Origin of the sequence: Thalassotalea sp. PP2-459, assembly GCF_001913705.1 — a bacterium.
GTDB lineage: Bacteria > Pseudomonadota > Gammaproteobacteria > Enterobacterales > Alteromonadaceae > Thalassotalea_C > Thalassotalea_C hakodatensis.
The window spans coordinates 274,886-296,542 of record NZ_MKQD01000034.1 but is presented as its reverse complement, the minus strand read 5'-3'; the positions used below and the strand labels follow the sequence as shown (position 1 = coordinate 296,542).

Genomic DNA, 21,657 nt, shown 5'->3' with positions numbered 1-21,657 from the left:
TACCTAAAATTTATCAAACAGTTGCAAGCGCTCGACGCATCCCATCAATCGCTTCTTTATAGTCTGGTTGAGAAAAAATTGCAGAACCAGCGACAAACATATCAGCCCCCGCTTTAGCGATATCAGCGATATTATCGGCTTTTACGCCTCCATCTACCTCTAAACGAATATCTCGGCCACTTTGGCGAATTTTTTCTCTTACTAATTTAATTTTTTCTAGTGTTGTTGGAATAAACGATTGTCCGCCAAAACCGGGATTCACAGACATCAATAACACCACGTCTACTTTGTCCATCACAAAATCTAAAATATGCAAAGGCGTGGCAGGGTTTAACACGACGCCAGCCTGACAACCTTGCTCTTTAATCAACTGCAAAGTGCGATCAACATGCTCACTCGCCTCTGGATGAAAAGTAATGATATTAGCGCCTGCTTTTGCAAATGCGGGAATTAATGAGTCAACCGGTTTAACCATTAGGTGAACATCAATTGGAGCAGTAATGCCATAATCACGCAATGACTGACACACCATCGGTCCAAAAGATAAGTTTGGTACGTAATGATTATCCATCACATCAAAATGAATCACATCAGCACCTGCGCTGATCACATTTTCAACTTCTTCACCAAGACGAGCGAAATCAGCAGATAAAATTGATGGCGCAATAATATAAGAAGACATAAATCCAACACCCCTTTGAAAAATCTGCGCTACTTTATACTAAATTTCAATAATAATCGACCAATGTCAATTGCACTTTTTTTGCTCATTTCGCCTTCCTCCTGCACCAGTATTGATCACCCAAGACAATATAAAATTGAACACACAAATAAACTCATTTCATAACCAATTGTATTTAAATGATTTTATGAGTTTTTTGTTTTTTATTTACCGTAGGCACTGCTTTTGCAAAACCCATAGTAAATAATAGACACAACAATAACTTTATGAGAAAAATATGAAAAATAACTTAATGAAAGTCGCACTCGTTTCAACAATCTTAGCTTCATCAACATTAACAACCCCTGCTATTGCAAGTGAATGGTCTGCTAATGCCGCAGTGACAAGCAATTATTTATGGCGTGGTTTAGAACAAACTGGTGGTAAAGCTGCTGTTTCAGGCGGTATTGATTACGCAGGTGATACAGGCTTTTACGCTGGTACTTGGGTATCAAATGCCGATTGGGCTGACGGCATGACTTATGAACTTGATTTTTATGCCGGTTTTGGTGGTGATATCAATGAAACAGTTTCATATGATGTCGGGTTTATTTATTACGCCTATCCTGATGAAACAACTGGTGATGCTGATTTTTCAGAGGTTTATGCGAATATCAGTTTCAATGGTTTAACATTAGGTGTTGCTGTATTAACTGACGGAGAAGGAGCTGATGCTGGTGATACCATTTATGCCTCAGCAGATTATAGTTTCGCATTAACTAATGAAGCAGAAGTTGGTCTTCACTTAGGTTCTTATTCTGGTGATTGGTTAGCTGAAGATTCAATTGATTATGGCGTTAGTATCAGTAAAAGTGGCTTTACTTTAGGTGCTTCTCAAACAGACTTAGACGGTGGTGCTGGTGATCTTAAAGTATATTTAGCCTATGCGATAGATTTCGATCTATAAGTAACCATTCTCAAAAAAGCCTGATACTGAACGGTTTCAAACGATGGAAACATTCAATCATCAGGCCTTTTTCTTTAACGGTCTAATTGATTCAATAACCTCAGCTTTGTATAAGAAATTGTGCTATCTCAATTAACAAGAGTCGCTTAATTTTATTTCATAGTTAACCTGAGCTTAAATAATGACCCGATTTGGTTTTAATGCTAAAGTGGTTTTCATCGTTTTATTTATTCTTAAAGAAACGCACTATGAAAAACGCACAGCCATTAAAAGAAACAGTAAAAAGCGTTGCAGCCGCCTTTTTAGGTGTACAAAGTAATAAAAATAGGGAACGAGACTTCTCTCAAGGTAAATTTAGCCACTTCGTGATAGTTGGTTTAATTGCTGTCATTTTGTTTGTACTTGGTTTATTTACTGTAGTTTCTTTAGTCGTAAAATAAACATAACACACTGCGTTATTTATAAAGTACCATCAATTCTGCAACTTTCTTACGCGTAGTACCTTTCTGACTAATCGTTCGTGACACTTTGATCGACTTTCGTGTTTTCGCGCCTTGATATATTTTACGTGTCCAAATGGTATCGTGATTACTGATCAACACACTGACCTTCTTCTCGCTCGTTACCTCTTCAGCAGCGTTTGCTAAATCGGCTTGTTCGTCTAAGCCAAAACCATTACCAGCATAACTGGTAAAGCTTGCTGTTTTGCTCAATGGCACGTAAGGTGGATCACAATAAATAACGTCACCATCATTAGCACGAGCAAAAGTTTGTCGATAGCCCTCGCAAATAAAAATGGCTTTCTTTGCTTTTTCCGCAAAAAACTCTAACTCAGCTTCTGGGAAATAAGGCTTTTTGTATTTACCAAACGGGACATTGTAACCGCCTGACTTATTATATCGACATAAACCATTGTAACCGTGGCGGTTCATATACAAAAACAATAACGAACGATAGTGCTTATCGACCGTAGCATTAAATTCGCTGCGCAAATGGTAATAGGCTTCAGGCAGATTATTCTCACTAACGAAAAAGCGTTTAGCATCGTCAATAAAGTTAACGGGATCTTGTTGAATAGTTTGGTAGAGATTAATTAAGTCTTTATTAATATCGTTTAGTACATAACGCTCAAAATCACTATTAAGAAAGACTGATCCCGCACCCACAAAAGGTTCAATTAATCGTTCGCCATTTGGCAATAACGTGTTTATTTTTTCTGTAAGGCTGTATTTTCCACCAGCCCATTTTAGAAATGCTCGTTGCTTTTTTACCATTTAGCTTTAAAAACCCTAATATGGCAACCAAGCCACTTCATTACTCAACGGGTGAATTGTAACTTGATTTGATTAAGATTGGGAGCGTTGATAATCATCAATTTCAGCATTTATACTCTTTACTGATCGAATAAATGGTTGTCTACTCTTGATAATTTCTGGTGCAGTCGCCAACCAATCAGCCGCTGATACTCTCGATTCAAAGATTTTAGATGTTAATACCGTAACCGTTCCTTGCGTAACATTTCGTTGGTATTGGTACACTTCAATCGCTGCTACGCTATCAATGAATGCTTGTTTCGACTTCTCTTGTTCAATTACTGCAAACTGTAATACAAACCCACTTTTGTTTGCATAATAACTTAACGGTGCAGGCTCAAGTGTTGTGGATGATTGTACTTTTAGCGCATCATTATTTTCGATAGCTTCTACTGCCTTGGTTTTCTCATCTAAAGGAGCTTGTTTTACGGGTTGTTCAACAATTGGTTGTTTTGCGGTAAGTGCAGTTGCAATATCTAACACAGATGCCTTTTCAACCACCTTTTTTTCTGTACTTTGAGATAACGTCTCTTTACCTAATAATCTGTTAGATATTTCTTCTGCGTTGGCTATAGCAATATTAACCGCAGCGCTAGCAACACTTTCACTGCCAGTACTTTCTGCCTCTAGAGGAATGTTGCCTGCTTTCTCTTCAAGGTTAGCTTGTTCACTCGTTTGCTTTACCACAGGCATTTCTACAGATTCAGATACTGGCTTAAGCTTACTAAAATTAAACGTGTCTACCTGATAGAGTTGATAAACAATCAATGCGCCAATAGCAGTCAACCCTAAAAAGCCGACAAGATACTTCTTAAACTGTGATAATGTTTGCCATTGATTGCCAGCGTTAAAACGTTTGTCATTAAGTGGGATCAGCTGGCCGCTGTATGCATCTACAATAGAGAGTTTTTTATCAAACAGCATTGCATGTTCGGTTAATTTTTGCCCAACTGATGTCATGGCTAACATCACCACTTGTATCGCTAAATTGGCTTTTTTCGCTATTTCAGCCAGTTGAGTTAATTCATGCAATAATTGAAAAGAAAGATGATGTGCATGCTCGACTACAATACTTACGGGTTGTTTGTGTTGCTTTATCAGGTTGATTAAACTGACGGCTACTGATTGCTCAGGATCAAATAATACATTGCCAAATAGCTGCTCAATAATACGACAGCGAACCTGTAAATCATCAAGCCTTGGCGACATTGTTAAATAAGCAGCATTAAAATCATTAGATAAATTTGCAAGATACTGGCTACCCAATGAAGAATAACGCATGGTGTCTTCGTCAATAACGACAACAGCATGTTTTGAAAAACGTAGAATATAATCAACTCTAGCGACAGAGCTAATTGAGGTAACCTCGTTTATATAAGACTGTTGATTTTCGTTGTTATGCGCCAGTGCTGACATGTTTCACCTTTCTGTACTTTCTACAGAATTTGCTGAAGCATATCCTCACTAATATCATCACGCATAACCGCTTGGCCAATAGTGTTGGGTATAATAAGGCGAAGTTTCCCGCCGATGTTCTTTTTGTCTCTGCGCATGTGTTTGATAAATGAATGAAAATCCATTGTTTCAGGAGCTTCCAATGGTAAATCAAACGCAGCAAGTAAAGACTCAATTCGACGAAGTTCTGACGCTTCTAGCAAATTCAATGCTACTGAAAGCTTAGCAGCAAGGACCATGCCAGTAGCTACTGCTTCGCCGTGTAGCCAGTTACCATAGCCTTGTTCTGCTTCTATTGCATGACCGAACGTATGACCGAGATTCAACAGCGCTCTACATCCAGCTTCTGTTTCATCTTGGGAAACAATATCAGCTTTGCACTGACAACAGCGTTCTATCATTTCAATTAATACATTAGATTCTGATGATTTTATCGCATCTATGTGTTGCTCAAGCCAATAGAAGAATTCACGATCACCTAAAATACCATACTTAATGACTTCAGCCATACCAGCAGAAAACTCTCGTGCTGGTAACGTAGCTAAACTGTTAATATCGATTAGTACCGCTTTAGGTTGGTAAAAAGCACCGATCATGTTTTTCCCTAGAGGATGATTAACCGCTGTTTTACCGCCTACTGATGAATCAACCTGAGAAAGTAACGTGGTAGGAATTTGAATAAAATCGATGCCACGTTGATAGCAAGCAGCAGCAAAGCCAGTTATATCACCAATAACACCACCGCCTAAAGCGATCAATGTTGTGTCTCTGCCATGGGTATTGGCAAGTAAATGCGACATGATTTTTTCGAAATTATGTAAGCTTTTTTCTGCTTCTCCATCAGGTAAGATAATTTCATCTACCTGAAAGCCACTCAACAATTCTTTTACTGATGACAAATACAATTGAGATACTACATCGTTAGTCACCACACAAACTCGCTTTGCACGAATATGCTTTGTAAGCAGATCTCCTGCTTTTAAAAGGTGACTATCAATATAAATTGGATAACTGCGCTCAGCTAAATCAAGCTGTAAAGTGGCCATATTAAAAATCTAGGCGATCAACAATTTTATTCGCGACAATTTTTGCACTTTGATCGTCAGTTTGTACAATCACATCGGCAACTTCTTCATATAAAGGGTTGCGCTCTACTGCTAGTTTTTCAAGCACAGAACGTGGCTCTTCAGACGTTTGCAATAAAGGACGACGGCGATCACGCTGTGTACGCGCTACTTGTTTATCAATGGTTGTTTCTAAATAGACAACAATACCACGTGCAGATAAACGATTTCTCACATGATCACTGATCACTGAGCCACCACCGGTCGCTAACACGATACCCTGTAATTGGCTTAAATCATCAATAACCTGCTCTTCTCTGATACGGAAACCTTCTTCACCTTCCAAATCGAAAACCCAAGAGATATCCGCACCTGTGCGACGCTCGATTTCCTGATCTGAATCATAAAACTCTAAATGTAGTTTATCAGCTAACTCTCTACCTATGGTGCTTTTGCCTGCGCCCATTGGGCCCACCAAGAAAATGTTACGTTTTTCTGCCATGAGACTAACTTAATACTCGTTAATTAATTTGCGTTTATGGGTAAGAGGGAACCTCCCTCGAAAATTTTAAGGGCGTAATTATCGCAATTGTTAACCCTAGATTGCAAGTAAGCAATGGACAAAAACACAGTTTACTTGCAAAAAGTCTTTAAAATCTTTCAGTTACAATACGCGGCGTGACGAAAATAAGCAGTTCTTTTTTCTCATTAAAGTTATTTGTGTTGCGGAACATCCAACCGAAGTAAGGAATATCACCTAAAACAGGTACTTTTGAGATGCTATTGATCACTGATTGCTGATAAATACCACCTAAAACGATAGTCTCACCATTATTAACCAACACTTGTGTGCCTATTCTTTGAGTATCTATCGCCGGTGCGCTGCCATTAGTCACTTCAGAAACGGTATCTTGCGTCACGATTAAATCTAGAATTATACGATTATCCGGAGTGATCTGCGGTGTTACTTTCAGGCTCAATACCGCTTTTTTAAACTGTGTTGACGTTGCACCACTTGAAGCTGCTTCTTGATATGGAATTTCAACACCTTGCTCTATATAAGCTTCTTTTTGATTTGCGGTAGTAATACGAGGACTAGCAATAATCTCACCTTTATTTTCATTTTCAAGCGCGCTTAATTCTAAGTCTAAAATCGTTCCGTCAGCTAAGCGAGCAACCTGAAAGGCGATACTACCAGCAGCAGAAGAGGCCGGTAAATTAACATTAAGCCTCTCCGATAAAGAAGGTACTGAACCGTTATTAGCAGAATTAGTGCCTCCTATAGAACCCGAAGTAGCATACTCGCCGTCGGTATCAGTAACTCCCCAACGTATACCGAGTTCTTCATTAATATTATCTTTAACCGTTACCATACGAGACTCGATCACTACCTGCCGTACAGGAATGTCTAACACGCTCACCATTCGTTTAACATCTTCAATACTTTGTGCGGTATCGCGGATCAATAAGGTGTTCGTTCTTTCATCAACACTCACACTACCTCTAGGTGATAAAATACTGTTTTCTTCATTTTTAACAAGAGCAGCAAATTCAATCGCTTTTGCATAATTAACTTGGATATATTCAGAATACAGGGGAGCCAGTTCAGCGACTTGTTGCTGAGCTTGTAATTCTTGAGCTTCTCTAGCGGCTAGTTCATCGCCTGGGGCAACCATTAAAATGTTACCTTCCATGCGTTTATCTAATCCTTTAACCTTTAAAATAATATCTAATGCCTGATCCCAAGGAACACCATCAAGCCTAAGTGTTATATTGCCTGCAACAGTATCACTGGTCACTAAATTAAAGCCGTTTAAATCTGCAATAATTTGCAGCACTGTTCTTACTGGAATATCTTGAAAATTAAGAGAGATTGCACGCCCGCTAAAGTCTTCTGAATCCGCTAAATAACCAGGCGCTTTCACGTCTTCGGTTACCGTTAACGAGAACACATTTTGTTGCTGTTTATGTTCAAAAGTAAAACTGCCATCAATATCCACGACTAAGCGTGCATTCTTTCCTTCTTTGAAGGTTTCAATAGTCGTCACTTTAGTGCCAAAGTCAGTCACATCTAATTGATATAAGAGATCTTCGGTAATTTCTGTATTATGAAATTCAATAAATAACTTGCCTAGACGATCACTAACATCAACAGCAACCATACTATCATCAAGGCTGACAATAATTTGTGCCTGATCATCTTTATTACGACGAAAATCAATATTCGATATTTTGTTAATAAACTGACCACCCACAGGCGATAAATTGTTAATCGCTTTCGGAGCAACATCTTTATTTAGAAGCAATGAAAATTCATGTCCTTGAGCACTCACATCAAAAATGGCTAATTTATCTAACGAAACCCGAGCAACAATATTGCCAGCAATTTTTTGCATGGTGACCGTTTCAACGCCTGCATGTTTAATGCTGGTCTCTAGCAATGCTTGATTAAAGCTGTCAGCCTCAAATGTTATATCAATATGCGCTGGCGTCATTGACGTTTCAACTTTTGGTAACTCAACTATTGGTTGAGATAATGAAAAAACCAGTTCGATTTCATCATTTTGCAGTGTGTTATAACGTAAGGAAGTTACCTCAGTGGCCATTGAAAATATCGAAGATACCGACAAAATAACCAATACAACAAACTTATGTTGCCACTTAACACCTTTCATTTTCATTTTATTTATTTGCAACATCATTAGTTCCTTTGCCCTTGACTCTCTGCTTCAACCATAGCAACAGTCGTTTCACGCTCAACCCAACAGCCAGCACCATCTGGGATTAACTCTACAACCTTGACTTTATCTTGGCTGACTTCAGTAATTCGACCATTATAAAGCCCTAGGTAGCTTCCTACCGCAACACGATGAAGTGTTGAATCAGATGCTTGAACCAATGCCCATGTAATACCCAACTCACCTAACGTACCCCGCATTGATAGATCACTTATTGCGAACTTTTCTAACGGTTGCTTGCGTCTACGAGGATCAGGACTTAAACAACCTGACATTTGTTGGATTTTTTCTTGAATCGCTTCAGGTTTTGGTGCATCGAATGGACTTCTTAACGTTGATGCACCATATTCTACATGATTAAACACTGGCACTTCTGGCATTGGCTCTATCGTACTTGGTGTTGTTGATTTCACCTGCTCAATATGTGCATGTAAATCAGCTTTATCATTAAAGCAGCCACCTAAAAATATTAATAAAAGAGGTAAGCATCGTTGTTTTATCATTGTGCTGTCTCCCTATACCGATAGGTTTTAGCCTGTAATTTTAAATTTAACTGTCCGTTTGTATCGGCTACCATATTAATGTCAAAATCATGCAAGGTAACAATACGTGGTAACCCTGCGATTTTACTCACAAAGTTTCCAAATTCATGATAAGAACCAACAACTTCTATATCGATAGGTAGTTCAATATATATCTCTTGTGTTATCTCTGGCTGCCAATTTAATTTAACAAAATCTAAGCCGCTAGTAGTGCCTACAAAAGTAATATCGTCTAATAAACCTGGCGTTTCATGGCTTTCAGGTAAACTTTTTAATTGTTCAGCAAAAAGTGTTTCGGCTTCAACCATCTGTTGTTGAAAGCGTTCTAAATTGGCTGCAACATAATATTTACTTTGATACTGCTGTTTTAACGTTGTCTCTTCAGCAACAACCCTATCGAGTTGTTTGATTTTATCTGAGACAATAAGAAAATAGCCCAACGCTATCACAACAATGGCGAGGAACGTTGCAAACACTCCTTTTGCCAACGGTGGCCAGTTGCCAATATTGTCGAGTTCTAAGTTGTCAAATTGCGAGAAATCTATCTTCATTAACTCGCCCCTTGGGTTGCTGTTTGTTCGTTTGCGTTTAATAAACCTTTAATACGAACACGCATTTTAAAATCACTTAATAATTTACTTGTTGCGTCGTTAGAGGTAATAGATTCAAGCACGGCATCCGTTAATAAATCTGAGCCTTCAATGTTACGGATCATATTAGCTAAATGATTGTTTGACTCACTTTTACCTAACAATTGAATAGTATTGCCCTGTTTTTCCATCTTGGTTAAATAAACGCCTGAAGGCACAATCTTAGCGATTTCATCCAGTACTTGCGTACCGACATTACGACTACGCTGTAATTGTTCAACAACTGAGATACGTTTTTCTAACTCTTGTTTTTTCTCATTTAAGGTTTTTATTTCACTAATACGTTTATCTAAAATCGCTATTTCAGTTTGTAAAAAGCGATTTCTTTCTAGTTGACCATCAATGCGTAATTGATAAAACTGTCCAATCAAAAAAACGACAGCAAACGCAACTAAAGCAACCGCTGTTAATAACGTAAAATATTGCCGCTGTTTGGCTTTTTCAGCTTCTTCACGCCATGGTAGTAAGTTTATATATGCCATGTAGAGAAACTCCTTAGCGCTAATCCAGCGGCAACCATGTATTGACTTGCTGATTGCGAGAGTTCAGTTTTATCGATATCAGCTGAAATTTCCATCCCAGTGAATGGATCCGCAATAATGGTATGTATACCAAGCTCTTCATTCAATAGTTTTTCTAAACCTTCAACTTGCGCGCAACCACCTGACACAACAAGGTAATCAATTTTTTCTTTACCACTAGAAGTTAAAAACATTTGTATCGCTCGACGTACTTGCTGTACAAAAATAGTATGAAAAGGCGCTAACACTTCAAACGTATAATTTGGTGGAAGATTATGTGTAACCTTTGCCTGCTCAGCTTCTTCAAATGATTGGTTATAATAAGAAACGATTGAACGGGTATATTGTTCACCGCCAAACATTTGGTCGCGACTATAAAGGTGTTCTCCATTTTGTGTCACTGAAAAAAGTGTCATCATGGCACCTACATCTACCATCGCAACAACTTTGTCATTCGCATCATCAGGTAATTGCGATAAAATTAAATCATATGAACGACTTATCGCGTATGACTCTACGTCGATTACTTTAGTAGTAAAGCCTCCGGTATCTAAAGCAGAAACCCTTGCTTCAACCGACTCTGTACGGGCAGCGCTGAGTAATACATTAATTTTAGTCGGGTCAGATTCATTTACTTCAAGAGGTTCAAAGTCCAGGCTTACTTCGTCAAGTGGATATGGGATCAAACTGTCGGCTTCAATTTCAATTTGGCTGGCAAGTTCTTGCTCATTCAATGAAACATCCATATAAATAACTTTCGTAATGACGGTTTGCCCTGAAACAGCAGCAGCAGCATAGGTAGCAGAAGAGGCGATTTGTGTGCGAAGTTTTGCAATCACTTTGCCAACGGCTTCGATATCTTGAATCTCTCTATCGATCAAAGCACCTCTTGGCATTGACTCTGTAGCAATCGATTCTAATTTATAGGAATCGCCAGTTTGACTAAGCAAAACAGCTTTTGCAGAGTGCGAACCAATGTCAATTCCGACAATGAGAGAAGCTTTCTTTCTCAATAGATTACTAAGCATAACTTCCTACTAAATCATTTTATTATAATAATATAGATATATTTTCCATATAAATACATTTATTACATGGTTTTAAAGGATATACTAGTAGTTATAGTCAATTTTTGTAAATTTTTGTCGAGCAGTTTAATTTGAAATCTTTCAGAAAAACGATCAAAGTCCTATTTTACATCGGCTGTGCGGGTGTTCTAGCACTGAGCGCTTTATACTTATATATGCGTGATGATCTGCCAAGCGTAACCTCTTTAAAAAGTGTTAAGTGGCAAACCCCAATGACCATATATAGCGCTGATGGTAACTTAATGAACCAATTTGGTGAGAAAAAGCGCATTCCTTTATCCATTGATGAAATGCCACAGCAGCTTATCAATGCGGTACTTGCAACTGAAGATGATCGTTTTTATCTGCATTTCGGTGTGGATCCAATCGGCATGACTCGGGCAATTATCGGTCAAGTTATGGGGCAAAATAAAGGTGGCGCAAGTACCATCACCATGCAAGTCGCTCGTAACTTTTTTCTCACTCGCGAGCAAACCTACATTCGAAAAATTCGGGAGATATTCACCGCGTTCCATATTGAAATGTTGCTAACGAAAGATGAAATTTTGGCTTTGTATATGAACAAAATTCCACTTGGACATCGTTCATTTGGTTTCGGTGCCGCTGCACAAGTTTATTATAACAAAGATGTACAAGATCTTACCCTTGCACAAATGGCGGTGTTAGCGGGTTTACCAAAAGCCCCCTCTACGATAAACCCAATTAGTAATCCTGAGCGTGCAAAGGCACGTAGAGCTGTTGTATTACATAGAATGTTAGTCACGAACTATATTACCGAGCAAGCGTATCAACAAGCACTCAATGCACCGATAACCGCGCAAAAGCATGGCGCTGAAATTGTACTTAACGCACCTTATGCTGCCGAAATGGCTCACCAAGAAATGATTGAGCGCTTTGGCAAAGAACAAGCTTATACCGGTGGTTATAAAGTGTTCACCACAGTATCGACTTCCTTACAAAATGCTGCAAAAAAAGCGGTGATTAACAACTTAATGGCTTATGATCAGCGGCATGGCTATCGTGGCCCGATTATGCACTTGCGAGAACCTAAAGATGAGGACGAACAAGGAAATATCGAAGCTGAACAGCCTGTTACTCCCCTTTCAGATAAAGAGATACAAGAAGCTTTATCGCAAATACCGCCCTATGAGCCTTTAATACCTGCCATTGTTTCACAAGTAAACGAACGTTCGGTACAAATCATGTTTTCTGATCTCTCTACAGAGAACATTAATTGGCAAGGTTTATCTTGGGCTCGAGAATTTTTCAACGATAACAAACAAGGGCCTGCTCCAAAACAAGCGGCTGAAATTCTACATTATGGTGACGTTATTTACGTGACCAAAGAAAAAGGACAGCTTAGATTAAGTCAATTACCTTCAGCAAGTTCTGCCTTAGTCTCGCTTTCTCCTGATGATGGCTCAATCAAAGCAGTTATTGGTGGGTTTAATTATGCACAATCACAGTTCAACCGTGTTACTCAAGCTAAGCGTCAAGTCGGTTCAAACATTAAACCATTCGTTTATTCTGCAGCATTAGAAAACAACTTTACCTTAGCCTCATTGGTTAATGATGTACCTATTAATCAATGGGATCAACGAACAGGTGTTGTTTGGCGACCAAAAAATTCGCCGGAACAATACAGTGGTGAAATTCGCGTAAAAAGAGCCTTGGCACAATCTAAAAACGTGGTTGCAGTTAGGCTCTTTCGCGCTGTTGGTTTAGATAAAATGATCCCACATTTGGCCTCTTTTGGTTTTGCTCCTGACGAGTTGCCTCGTGATGAATCTTTAGCACTCGGTTCTGCCTCATTAACCCCTTTAGAGGTGGCAACAGGTTTTGCAACCTTTGCCAATGGCGGTTATTTAATTGAACCTTATATTATCGACAGGATAGAAGATGCCAACGGTAATATTATCTTTCAAGCAAGTCCCAAGCTCGCTTGTGATGATTGCAGTGAGTTGGTTAATCAACAAGGCGATGCAGAAAATGAGAACATAGCAATTTCTGCAGATCCACTTACGACAGAAATAATAGACTCATCAATAGATGAAAACACTCCTCAATACGAACGCGCAACACGGGTAATCAGCAAGCAAAATGCATTTTTAATTACACAAGCATTAAATGAAGCTATTTGGGGGGCTGACTGGTCAGTTTCACCCGGTTGGCAAGGCACTGGCTTTCGTGCAAGAAGCCTTAAAAGAAGGGATATAGCAGGGAAAACTGGAACAACTAACGAAGCCAAAGATGCCTGGTTCTCTGGCTTTAGCCGACGCATAGTCACTACAGCTTGGATAGGCTTCGATGATCCATCTCGGAACCTTGGTAGTACGTCGTATAATAACAACTTAGATAAAAATCAGATCACTGGAAGAGAGTTTGGCGCGAAGTCTGCTCAGCCTGCTTGGATCGACTTTATGGAAAAAGCTTTGCAAACACTTCCTGTTGAACCATTTGTTCAACCTGAAAATATCATTTCTGTGCGTATCGATAAAGCCACTGGAAAATTAACCGATAAAACCGATCGAAGTAGTACCTTTGAATATTTTATTTTTGGCTCTGCACCAAGCGAATATGTAACCAGTGATAATAGCCATGAAATTTTTGACTCCAACAAAAATGCTGAAAGTGAGATTTTTTAACCAATATATTTGGTGGAATATTCTTTCGTTTCGATAGCTTTTAGTATTAAAAAAGTGAAATTCAGCCATTGGGTTTCACTTTTTTTGTTTCAATTCCTACATTTTTACGTATAACCTTACTTACGCTCTACCCCTTTTGAGCATTGAACATTCATAAAAGTACCAGTCAGTTAACTATATCTCTATTGGTTTTCAATTAACATCACTGAAAGTTACACTGAAAACTTTCACTTCGAAACAAAAAAACCTTTCGTTTTATTTTATGATCGCCTAAAATTGCGCCTCAATACAGATTGAAACATTCTTACCCCGAACGTCATACCTTTAGGAGCTGACACGCTATGACTGCTTTGTTACAAAACTTAGACTTATCTCAATACGGCATTACTGATATATCAGAAGTGGTTTATAACCCGTCGTATGAAGTGTTATTTGCAGAAGAAACCAAAGCAGAACTCAGTGGTTTTGATAAAGGTACAGTGACTGAATCAGGAGCTGTAGCGGTTGATACGGGTATTTTTACGGGACGCTCTCCGAAAGATAAATACATCGTTCGTGATGACGTAACAAAAGACACGGTATGGTGGTCAGATCAAGGCAAGAATGATAACAAACCCATGACGCAAGAGACCTGGGATCATTTAAAGGGCTTGGTTACCAGCCGGCTCTCTGGAAAGCGACTATTCATTGTGGATACCTATTGTGGTGCCAATAAAGATACTCGTTTAAAAGTACGCTTTATCACGGAAGTTGCTTGGCAAGCACACTTCGTTAAAAACATGTTCATCAGACCTTCTGAAGAAGAGTTAAAAAATTATCAACCTGATTTCGTCGTAATGAATGGTGCTAAAACCACCAATAATAAATGGCAAGAACAGGGGCTTAATTCAGAAAATTTTGTTGCGTTTAACTTAACCGAAAAAATGCAGCTTATCGGTGGTACTTGGTACGGCGGAGAAATGAAAAAAGGCATGTTTTCAATGATGAACTACTTGCTACCGCTTAAAGGGATTGCTTCAATGCACTGTAGTGCTAACGTTGGTAAAGAAGGTGATGTAGCCATATTCTTTGGCCTTTCTGGTACGGGTAAAACAACACTGTCAACGGATCCGAAGCGTGAACTGATCGGTGACGACGAACATGGCTGGGATGATAATGGCGTCTTCAATTTCGAAGGTGGTTGTTATGCCAAAACCATCAATTTAAGCGAAGAAAATGAACCTGACATTTTCAATGCGATTCGTCGTGATGCGTTATTAGAAAATGTTTCGGTCGATGAAAATGGAAAAATTGACTACGACGATAACTCTAAAACAGAAAACACACGTGTGTCATACCCTATTCACCATATAGAAAACATCGTAAAACCTGTATCACGTGCGGGACATGCAAAAAAAGTTATCTTTTTAACGGCGGATGCCTTTGGTGTATTGCCACCAGTAGCAAAATTAACACCAGAGCAAACGGAATATTATTTTCTTTCTGGATTTACTGCCAAATTAGCTGGTACTGAACGCGGTATAACAGAACCAACGCCAACGTTCTCAAGTTGTTTTGGTGCAGCATTCTTAAGTTTACACCCAACGAAGTACGCTGAAGTATTACGCAATAGAATGCAAAACGTTGGTGCTGAAGCATATTTAGTGAATACTGGCTGGAATGGCACTGGTAAGCGTATTTCAATTAAAGCAACCCGCGCTATTATAGATTCAATTTTAGATGGCTCTATTGATAATGCAGAAACAGAAGTATTACCATTATTTAATTTAGCTGTGCCTAAGGGAATTTCAGGCGTTGATGATAATATTCTTGATCCAAGAGCGACGTATCAAAATACCAACGAATGGCATGAAAAAGCCGTAAGTTTAGCCAATAGATTTATTGAAAACTTTACTAAATTTACCGATACAGATAACGGTAAATCTTTAGTAAAAGCAGGACCACGAGTGTAACGATACTCAACTCAGAAGAGAGCCGGTTATTCCGGCTTTTTTTATGGCTGATGAAGTGGTAGAGAAACTTTCGCAGACAACCCACCTTTTACGCGATTCGATAATACTATTTTACCGTTATGAGTATCCACAATCCGTTTAATAATCGCCAACCCTAAACCACTACCTTCAGTGCCTCGAGCTTTATCACCTTGAGTAAATGGTTGGAATAGACGGTCTATATCCGTTTCAGGAATACCTGGCCCTGAATCACAAACAGCAAAGTAAACGCTTTCACTTGCCTTATCAATACCCGATTTAAGCGTAATATCTTCATCACTATAACGTAAGGCATTTTGGATTAAATTCGACACTACCCTTTTGATCGCCACATACCTTACTGGTACTTTAGGGGGATCGCCGGCCTCAAATGTTATAGTTCTATCAATATTTGACTCAGCCTGAACCACTTCACCAATCAAGACATTAAGATCCGTAAGCTCCATTGTGTCTTTACTGTCATGGCGAATATAATCAATAAATTGATCTATGATGGTGTTCATGTCATCAATATCGCCTTCGATGCCTTCCTTGAGAAACTCATCTTCTTTTGACATCATTTCAGTTGCCAGTCTGATCCGTGTTAATGGCGTGCGTAAATCATGAGAAATACCTGCCATTAATAAATTTCTATCTTCCTCTAACTGTTTGATGCCTTTAGACATATGATTAAAAGCTTGCGTTACCGCCACAATTTCCGTAGTGCCATGTTCATTAAGCGGTTCTGGAAATGCGCCACGCCCCACCTGATGGGCTGCCGATTGTAGTGCTTTTAAAGGCCTATTTAATTGCCTAACAACAAGCCAACCACCAATGACACTTAATCCCCCTAAAATCATGAGTACAATAACAAGGGGGGTGTAATTTGCTTCTTCTAAACTATTTAATGGTATTTTCACCCAGTACTCAGGAGCTTGAGGTGGACGAACCCAGTAAAGAAAATCATCTTCTTGGGTGAACCTTACTTCGGCTGGTCCCCCTAATAAGTTAGACATATTACGGGAGGCTATTTCTTTGTAGATAGCGCCACGTAAACCTTGTTCCATGGCGTCTTGTTCAGTGTATACATTGATACCGGTTTCTTGTTGAAATGCCTTCACCATACTCGCACTGAGTACAGGTTCATCAACTTCAATAAAAATAACACGAATTTGTTTAGCTAATAATTGTTCTATTTGATCCGAATTGGGTTGTAAAATATACACCATTATTGAACCAAGCGTGATTGCCTGATTGATCAATAATAAAATACCAATTAATAATATGGTTTGCCCAAAAGCACTACGTGGCAAAATTCTCATAAATGGTTAAGCAACAGCCTTACCTTCAGGCACAAAGACATACCCTAAGCCCCACACAGTTTGAATATACCTTGGTTTAGCAGGGTCTTCTTCAAGCATGCGACGTAATCGTGAAACTTGCACATCAATACTGCGCTCTAATGCAGAGTAATCTCTTCCACGAGCTAGATTCATTAATTTATCACGCGATAAAGGTTCACGCGGGTGGGTGATCAGCGCTTTTAGCACTGCAAATTCACCACTGGTAAGTGGCATATTAATATCGCCTTTACACATTTCACGTGTGGCAAGGTTGAGCGAATACTCACCGAACTGGACCACGTTTTCTTCTTGTGATGGCGCGCCTGGTGCTTCAGTAACTCTTCTTCTTAATACTGCTTTTATTCGCGCCAACAATTCTCGAGGATTAAAAGGTTTAGGCATATAATCATCAGCACCTAATTCTAGGCCAATAATGCGATCAACTTCGTCACCCTTAGCAGTAAGCATAACAATAGGAATATCATTATTCATTTGTCTTAAGCGACGACAAATTGATAAACCATCTTCACCTGGTAACATTAAATCAAGCACCAATAAATGAAAATTTTCACGCTCTAACAAACGATCCATTTGTTCTGCGTTAGCAGCACTACGCACCACAAAGTTTTGTTCCACTAAGTAACGCTCTAATAATGCGCGTAAACGCATGTCGTCGTCGACGACTAAAACCTTCGGTGTTTCTTGTCCCATACCCTCACCATTCTTATAATTTTTAATTACAGCTACTATAAGCTATTCGTTGTAAATATGATAAAGGAAGTATGTGTCAATTTTCCTCGATTTGTTACAAATTATTAAACTTTTTTTATCAAGTAAGCCAAAGAGTTATTACAAAATGTTATTAGTTGATTAAATATCAAAATGATAAAAATATCATTCAAAAAATAAAACAAGTGACAACATTATTTCAACATACTGAAAAGATTATAGAATGTAGCTGTTTTCTTCCTTTGTTTGTCGTTTATGCCAACAATACGTTTATACTCAATGAAATAAATATTGACAACTTTTTGCGAAAACCAAAAGGTGTAACGGCAAGCATTGTTAGTACAGAATTGATTTGTCTGCAATACATACGCTTTGAAAGGCAATAACACGCTAATGTAATTTTAAATAAGTCAAATAGTTATATCATTAGTATGACTTGTATTGCTTTTGTCGATGTTTAATCTACGAGAAACAAGGTAGAATATAAACCATGAAAGTTTGGCGTCATGTTTTTAAAGCCCCACGTCGTGTTGTTTCCATCAAGCGACGGAAAAACACCTCACTATTGAAACGACAATTGGTGATGATTAAACTCGCCCTCGAACAAGAGAAGAAAGAAACCAAAGAAATGCTGTTTACGTATAAACGTTACACATTGCGTCAAGCATCTTCCGAGGAAATGAAAATTGCCAATAAACAATTTATTGATGTTTTAAAAGGCTTAGGTATAGGTGTTGTTGCCGTTTTACCGTTTGCGCCAATTACCATTCCTATTGTGATAAAATTAGGAAAGTGGTTTGGCGTTGATATTCTTCCCAGTTCGTTTAACGAACAGCATAATATTATTTCAGATAAGAAATCGCTTGATCAGTAACACAATGGGTAAACGATTTTTGTCGGTCTGATTTTGATAACTTCGCAATTGCCTGCTTAACTAATTTTTGTTTAACCTTCTTATCTTTTTCTGGCATACCTTTTAATTGCTCATCAAAACAACCAATTAAACCAAAATTAAGAGCAGTATCTGAATTAGGCAATTCACCAGCTAAACAATCCGATAACTTCAATGCAAGTTCGTCTCGACCCATTTTCGTAATCAACTGTTTAACACTGGGTTGGCTAGCATCTACATTACGCGCTTTATTGCAGCCAAAAAACATATCGGCCACAGCCACAACGGGTAACAGTTCTTCATGCTGTTGCTGAAATTTATCTTTTAACCATTTATCGTAATCTACCGCTGCTTCTTGCGCTGCACTCATAAAAGAAACAACGCAATACAGTGAGAAAAAACTTAATGTTTTTACTTTCAAGTTAAGATCTCTCGTTAACCGCCCATTTCTAATAAGTGTACCCTAATTTCCGTGGTAATCTTAGTGCTTTATCCACATTTTCCGTAAAGAAATGTTATTTCATTGTTGGCCATGAAAAAATATCAATATACCCTTTACTTTCTATGGCTATTTTTTTCACTTCACCCTGTAAATCTTTCACAGCACCCTCAAATAAAAATAAAATTTCAATATTAAAACAATAAGTTAGGAGTTGGCACAGTGTTCGCTTATTAGCATTTGAACATGTTAAATGAAATCAAGGAGAAATGATGAAATATTTATCAAGTGCTATATTAATTGCAACAACGTTAACAATGACATCTGCTGCAGCGAATGAAAATGATTGGAGTAAAGAAGCAAAAGATGCATGGATTGACGGTAAAACTGAAGCTGTACTCTTATTTAATGGCAATTTAGATTCATTCGATATCAACACCACCGTTAAAAAGGGTGAAGTTACCCTAACTGGTGAAGTTGAATCAGATGTTGAGCGTAAGCTTGCTGAAGAGCTTGTACACGGTGTTGATGGTGTAAAGGCTGTTAACAACGAACTTACAGTAATGAAGCCTGATAGAGACAACAGAAATGACTCGAAACAAAATGATAACGAAGTCGGTGCAATGGTTGATACCAAAATCGCAGTGGTATTGAAATCTCGTTATTTACTAGACTCTGATATCGATGGTACTGACATCAATGTAGACGTTGAAAACGGTCGTGTATCATTATCAGGTGAAGTTGACTCAACGTCTGAAAAACAATTAGTCATTCAAATGGCTAAGAATATTGATGATGTAGTTGAAGTATCAGAAGACTTAACGATTATTACCGCTTCATAATACTTATTAATACTTAGTTTTTAGACAAATGTGTAGCAAAGAAGTAGTTGTTTTGATTTTATATTCTTGAGAAATAGTTATATGCCGTCATCTACTTCTTTCGCTAGTTTCTCGACATTTAAAACCTTTTATTACTCGCTGTAAATGTATTGGCCTGGCAACTTCTGTCAGGTCTTTTTTTGAGGAAGCTTTATGCGACAATTAAATTATCTTTGGCTCCCCGTGTTAGTTATTATCGGTTTATGGCTAGATAAGCCTATTATATCAGTGCTATTAATCTGGTGTGCTATGTCTATTGGCTTAGCGACACTTAACGACTCCGCAAGATACACAGCTTTCTGGCTCAAAAAAGAAACCAATAAGGTCCCATGGTGGTTTCGTTCGCTATTCTTTCCTTATTACGCATGGCAAAAAGGCGAGACATATATACGTACACGTAAAAACATCCGAAAAGAACCAATAAAAATTACATCTAACCTTTTTATATCACCAACGATTCATATGACGAAAGAAGCAATGGAAAAACACAACATTGATGCCATGCTAGATCTTTCTAACCCTTTAAACGTCACATCTTGGTTTAATAAAGATGAAAACATTGATTATTTATCAATCTCATTTACCCACCTTAAGCAAAATGATTTGCTCAGATCATTGCGGTGGCTGCACAAGCAAATTACTCAACAGAAAAACTGTCTTATCTATTGTGATGACAACAGCGCAGCAGTAGTGCTTTCTGCATACTTTTTAGCAACAAATAAAGTTAAATTTTCTGCGCTAGCGATGAAAGAGTTCAAAAAACAATACCCATCCTTAAAATTAACAGAACAACAAACACAATGGCTTGATCAACTATCAAGAAATAAAAGCTTAGCCTTAAAACAAAAAGCTTGGCTTATTGCCAACCCCGTAGCAGGACGAGGTAGTTGGCCAGAAGTTAAGCCAGATATCGTAGAACAATTATCGCCATTTTTCGACTTACACATACATGAAACAACAGAAGAAAAAATCGCCGAATCAATAGCCAAACAAGCGATAACAGAGTCTGTAGATTTGCTGATTGCTGGCGGTGGTGATGGTACTATTAAAGAGGTTGCTACCATTGCGATAGAGCATAATACCAGTATAGCGCTAATGCCTTTAGGCACGGCAAATTCACTAGTTCATGCCCTTCAAGGCAGCGTGGCTAAGTTATCACCGATTTCTAACGCCTGTAAACATATTATTGAAGGTGTTGATACCTTAATTGATACAGGTAAATGTAACAATGAAACCTTTTTATTATTATGTGGTTTAGGTATTGAACATAAAATGGTTTCCGCAGCAGATAGAAATAAAAAAAATGACAGTGGTGCTCTAGCTTATCTACAAGGGTTTACAGAGTCCGTTATCAATCACCAAGCAAAAGGATTAACCGTAACAATCGATGAACAACCAGCAAAAACAGTATCAATCGCGAGTCTGGTTGTCGCAAATGCTGCGCCATTTACGACTATGTTAGCTCAGGGTAATGGCGAGCCAAACTTTGCTGATGGGAAGCTTGATTTAACGTGGATAAACGCGCTACCAGATAACACAATACCACTGGCGAGTTTAGCCGATTTAGCACAGTCGACTTTAACGGACACGCATATTGGAGATAATGTGCAACACAGCCAAGGTAAACAAGTAATCATTACCGCTGATGAGCCTATCGACTATATTATTGATGGTGAAACACGACAAGCATCAGCGCTTGATATTTATATTAAACCGCAAGCCCTATCCATAGTAATGTGTGCTGATGAATAGTATGAGT

Annotated in this window: 20 protein-coding genes; 7 read left to right on the top strand and 13 right to left on the bottom strand. The window is 38.5% G+C overall.

Going from position 1 to position 21,657, the window contains the following annotated elements; genetic code table 11:
• Positions 1-13 precede the first annotated feature (13 nt).
• The gene (gene rpe / locus BI291_RS07495) at positions 14-682 is read right to left on the bottom strand and encodes a ribulose-phosphate 3-epimerase (RefSeq protein ID WP_074497848.1); all 669 of its coding nucleotides are present in this window, start codon (positions 680-682) and stop codon (positions 14-16) included.
• Between the two features lie 277 nt (positions 683-959).
• On the opposite strand from rpe, the gene BI291_RS07490 reads away from it, so the two are divergent.
• Both BI291_RS07490 and BI291_RS07485 read left to right on the top strand, forming a co-directional pair.
• Positions 960-1,628 carry a TorF family putative porin gene (locus BI291_RS07490; protein WP_083601951.1) on the top strand — a complete coding sequence of 223 codons (669 nt, stop codon included), beginning with the start codon at positions 960-962 and terminating at the stop codon, positions 1,626-1,628.
• 248 nt (positions 1,629-1,876) lie between these two features.
• Complete coding sequence (locus tag BI291_RS07485) at positions 1,877-2,068, top strand: DUF2970 domain-containing protein (RefSeq protein ID WP_074497846.1); 192 nt, start codon at positions 1,877-1,879, stop codon at positions 2,066-2,068.
• 15 nt (positions 2,069-2,083) lie between these two features.
• On the opposite strand, the gene BI291_RS07480 is transcribed toward BI291_RS07485, so the two are convergent.
• The 9 genes from BI291_RS07480 to BI291_RS07440 all read right to left on the bottom strand — a co-directional run bounded on the left by BI291_RS07480 (position 2,084) and on the right by BI291_RS07440 (position 10,939).
• The gene (locus BI291_RS07480) at positions 2,084-2,902 is read right to left on the bottom strand and encodes a Dam family site-specific DNA-(adenine-N6)-methyltransferase (protein WP_074497844.1); all 819 of its coding nucleotides are present in this window, start codon (positions 2,900-2,902) and stop codon (positions 2,084-2,086) included.
• 72 nt (positions 2,903-2,974) lie between these two features.
• Positions 2,975-4,357 (bottom strand): hypothetical protein, encoded by a 1,383-nt coding sequence (locus BI291_RS07475; protein ID WP_074497842.1) that lies wholly within the window; start codon positions 4,355-4,357, stop codon positions 2,975-2,977.
• Positions 4,358-4,377: 20 nt separating this feature from the next.
• The gene (aroB, locus tag BI291_RS07470) at positions 4,378-5,442 is read right to left on the bottom strand and encodes a 3-dehydroquinate synthase (RefSeq protein WP_074497840.1); all 1,065 of its coding nucleotides are present in this window, start codon (positions 5,440-5,442) and stop codon (positions 4,378-4,380) included.
• Between the two features lies 1 nt (position 5,443).
• Positions 5,444-5,962 carry a shikimate kinase AroK gene (gene aroK / locus BI291_RS07465; RefSeq protein WP_074497838.1) on the bottom strand — a complete coding sequence of 173 codons (519 nt, stop codon included), beginning with the start codon at positions 5,960-5,962 and terminating at the stop codon, positions 5,444-5,446.
• A 148-nt stretch (positions 5,963-6,110) separates the two neighbouring features.
• Positions 6,111-8,159 (bottom strand): type IV pilus secretin PilQ, encoded by a 2,049-nt coding sequence (locus BI291_RS07460; protein ID WP_074497835.1) that lies wholly within the window; start codon positions 8,157-8,159, stop codon positions 6,111-6,113.
• A 2-nt stretch (positions 8,160-8,161) separates the two neighbouring features.
• Entirely contained in the window at positions 8,162-8,701 is a 540-nt protein-coding gene (locus BI291_RS07455; protein WP_074497833.1) for a pilus assembly protein PilP, read from the bottom strand.
• Positions 8,698-9,291, bottom strand: coding sequence for a type 4a pilus biogenesis protein PilO (locus tag BI291_RS07450; RefSeq protein WP_074497830.1), 594 nt, complete (start codon positions 9,289-9,291; stop codon positions 8,698-8,700). Before BI291_RS07450 ends, BI291_RS07455 begins: the two co-directional genes overlap by 4 nt.
• Complete coding sequence (locus BI291_RS07445; protein ID WP_074497827.1) at positions 9,291-9,872, bottom strand: PilN domain-containing protein; 582 nt, start codon at positions 9,870-9,872, stop codon at positions 9,291-9,293. Before BI291_RS07445 ends, BI291_RS07450 begins: the two co-directional genes overlap by 1 nt.
• Positions 9,860-10,939 (bottom strand): pilus assembly protein PilM, encoded by a 1,080-nt coding sequence (locus tag BI291_RS07440; RefSeq protein WP_074497824.1) that lies wholly within the window; start codon positions 10,937-10,939, stop codon positions 9,860-9,862. The genes BI291_RS07445 and BI291_RS07440 overlap by 13 nt, the downstream gene beginning before the upstream one ends.
• Positions 10,940-11,211: 272 nt before the next feature.
• On the opposite strand from BI291_RS07440, the gene BI291_RS07435 reads away from it, so the two are divergent.
• Positions 11,212-13,644, top strand: a complete 2,433-nt coding sequence (locus tag BI291_RS07435; RefSeq protein WP_254849545.1) for a penicillin-binding protein 1A — start codon at positions 11,212-11,214, stop codon at positions 13,642-13,644.
• A 341-nt stretch (positions 13,645-13,985) separates the two neighbouring features.
• On the top strand, positions 13,986-15,596 hold the full coding sequence (gene pckA, locus BI291_RS07430; protein WP_074497820.1) for a phosphoenolpyruvate carboxykinase (ATP): 1,611 nt from the start codon (positions 13,986-13,988) through the stop codon (positions 15,594-15,596).
• Positions 15,597-15,637: 41 nt separating this feature from the next.
• Here the strand turns inward: pckA and envZ are convergent, their stop codons facing one another.
• Together envZ and ompR are read right to left on the bottom strand one after the other, a co-directional pair.
• Positions 15,638-16,936: a two-component system sensor histidine kinase EnvZ gene (gene envZ, locus BI291_RS07425; RefSeq protein ID WP_074497819.1), complete on the bottom strand. Its 1,299-nt coding sequence runs from the start codon at positions 16,934-16,936 to the stop codon at positions 15,638-15,640.
• A gap of 6 nt (positions 16,937-16,942) precedes the next feature.
• Complete coding sequence (gene ompR / locus BI291_RS07420) at positions 16,943-17,668, bottom strand: two-component system response regulator OmpR (protein ID WP_074497818.1); 726 nt, start codon at positions 17,666-17,668, stop codon at positions 16,943-16,945.
• Positions 17,669-18,176: 508 nt separating this feature from the next.
• Here ompR and BI291_RS07415 point away from each other — a divergent pair.
• A complete protein-coding gene (locus tag BI291_RS07415; RefSeq protein ID WP_074497817.1) occupies positions 18,177-18,560 on the top strand; it encodes a hypothetical protein in 384 nt (127 codons plus the stop codon).
• Here BI291_RS07415 and BI291_RS07410 read toward each other — a convergent pair.
• Positions 18,529-18,948, bottom strand: coding sequence for a hypothetical protein (locus tag BI291_RS07410; RefSeq protein WP_083601949.1), 420 nt, complete (start codon positions 18,946-18,948; stop codon positions 18,529-18,531). The genes BI291_RS07415 and BI291_RS07410 overlap by 32 nt on opposite strands.
• A 338-nt stretch (positions 18,949-19,286) precedes the next feature.
• Here BI291_RS07410 and BI291_RS07405 point away from each other — a divergent pair, with 338 nt between their 5' ends.
• Positions 19,287-19,859, top strand: a complete 573-nt coding sequence (locus tag BI291_RS07405) for a BON domain-containing protein (protein WP_322111096.1) — start codon at positions 19,287-19,289, stop codon at positions 19,857-19,859.
• 192 nt (positions 19,860-20,051) lie between these two features.
• Complete coding sequence (locus BI291_RS07400) at positions 20,052-21,650, top strand: diacylglycerol kinase family protein (protein ID WP_074497813.1); 1,599 nt, start codon at positions 20,052-20,054, stop codon at positions 21,648-21,650.
• The last annotated feature ends 7 nt before the right edge of the window (positions 21,651-21,657 follow it).

Bases quoted from the DNA above. Each gene is read 5' to 3' on its own strand.
- rpe (WP_074497848.1), bottom strand. From the start codon at position 682: ATGTCTTCTTATATTATTGCGCCATCAATTTTATCTGCTGATTTCGCT.
- BI291_RS07490 (WP_083601951.1), top strand. From the start codon at position 960: ATGAAAAATAACTTAATGAAAGTCGCACTCGTTTCAACAATCTTAGCT.
- BI291_RS07485 (WP_074497846.1), top strand. From the start codon at position 1,877: ATGAAAAACGCACAGCCATTAAAAGAAACAGTAAAAAGCGTTGCAGCC.
- BI291_RS07480 (WP_074497844.1), bottom strand. From the start codon at position 2,902: ATGGTAAAAAAGCAACGAGCATTTCTAAAATGGGCTGGTGGAAAATAC.
- BI291_RS07475 (WP_074497842.1), bottom strand. From the start codon at position 4,357: ATGTCAGCACTGGCGCATAACAACGAAAATCAACAGTCTTATATAAAC.
- aroB (WP_074497840.1), bottom strand. From the start codon at position 5,442: ATGGCCACTTTACAGCTTGATTTAGCTGAGCGCAGTTATCCAATTTAT.
- aroK (WP_074497838.1), bottom strand. From the start codon at position 5,962: ATGGCAGAAAAACGTAACATTTTCTTGGTGGGCCCAATGGGCGCAGGC.
- BI291_RS07460 (WP_074497835.1), bottom strand. From the start codon at position 8,159: ATGTTGCAAATAAATAAAATGAAAATGAAAGGTGTTAAGTGGCAACAT.
- BI291_RS07455 (WP_074497833.1), bottom strand. From the start codon at position 8,701: ATGATAAAACAACGATGCTTACCTCTTTTATTAATATTTTTAGGTGGC.
- BI291_RS07450 (WP_074497830.1), bottom strand. From the start codon at position 9,291: ATGAAGATAGATTTCTCGCAATTTGACAACTTAGAACTCGACAATATT.
- BI291_RS07445 (WP_074497827.1), bottom strand. From the start codon at position 9,872: ATGGCATATATAAACTTACTACCATGGCGTGAAGAAGCTGAAAAAGCC.
- BI291_RS07440 (WP_074497824.1), bottom strand. From the start codon at position 10,939: ATGCTTAGTAATCTATTGAGAAAGAAAGCTTCTCTCATTGTCGGAATT.
- BI291_RS07435 (WP_254849545.1), top strand. From the start codon at position 11,212: ATGACCATATATAGCGCTGATGGTAACTTAATGAACCAATTTGGTGAG.
- pckA (WP_074497820.1), top strand. From the start codon at position 13,986: ATGACTGCTTTGTTACAAAACTTAGACTTATCTCAATACGGCATTACT.
- envZ (WP_074497819.1), bottom strand. From the start codon at position 16,936: ATGAGAATTTTGCCACGTAGTGCTTTTGGGCAAACCATATTATTAATT.
- ompR (WP_074497818.1), bottom strand. From the start codon at position 17,668: ATGGGACAAGAAACACCGAAGGTTTTAGTCGTCGACGACGACATGCGT.
- BI291_RS07415 (WP_074497817.1), top strand. From the start codon at position 18,177: ATGAAAGTTTGGCGTCATGTTTTTAAAGCCCCACGTCGTGTTGTTTCC.
- BI291_RS07410 (WP_083601949.1), bottom strand. From the start codon at position 18,948: ATGAGTGCAGCGCAAGAAGCAGCGGTAGATTACGATAAATGGTTAAAA.
- BI291_RS07405 (WP_322111096.1), top strand. From the start codon at position 19,287: ATGATGAAATATTTATCAAGTGCTATATTAATTGCAACAACGTTAACA.
- BI291_RS07400 (WP_074497813.1), top strand. From the start codon at position 20,052: ATGCGACAATTAAATTATCTTTGGCTCCCCGTGTTAGTTATTATCGGT.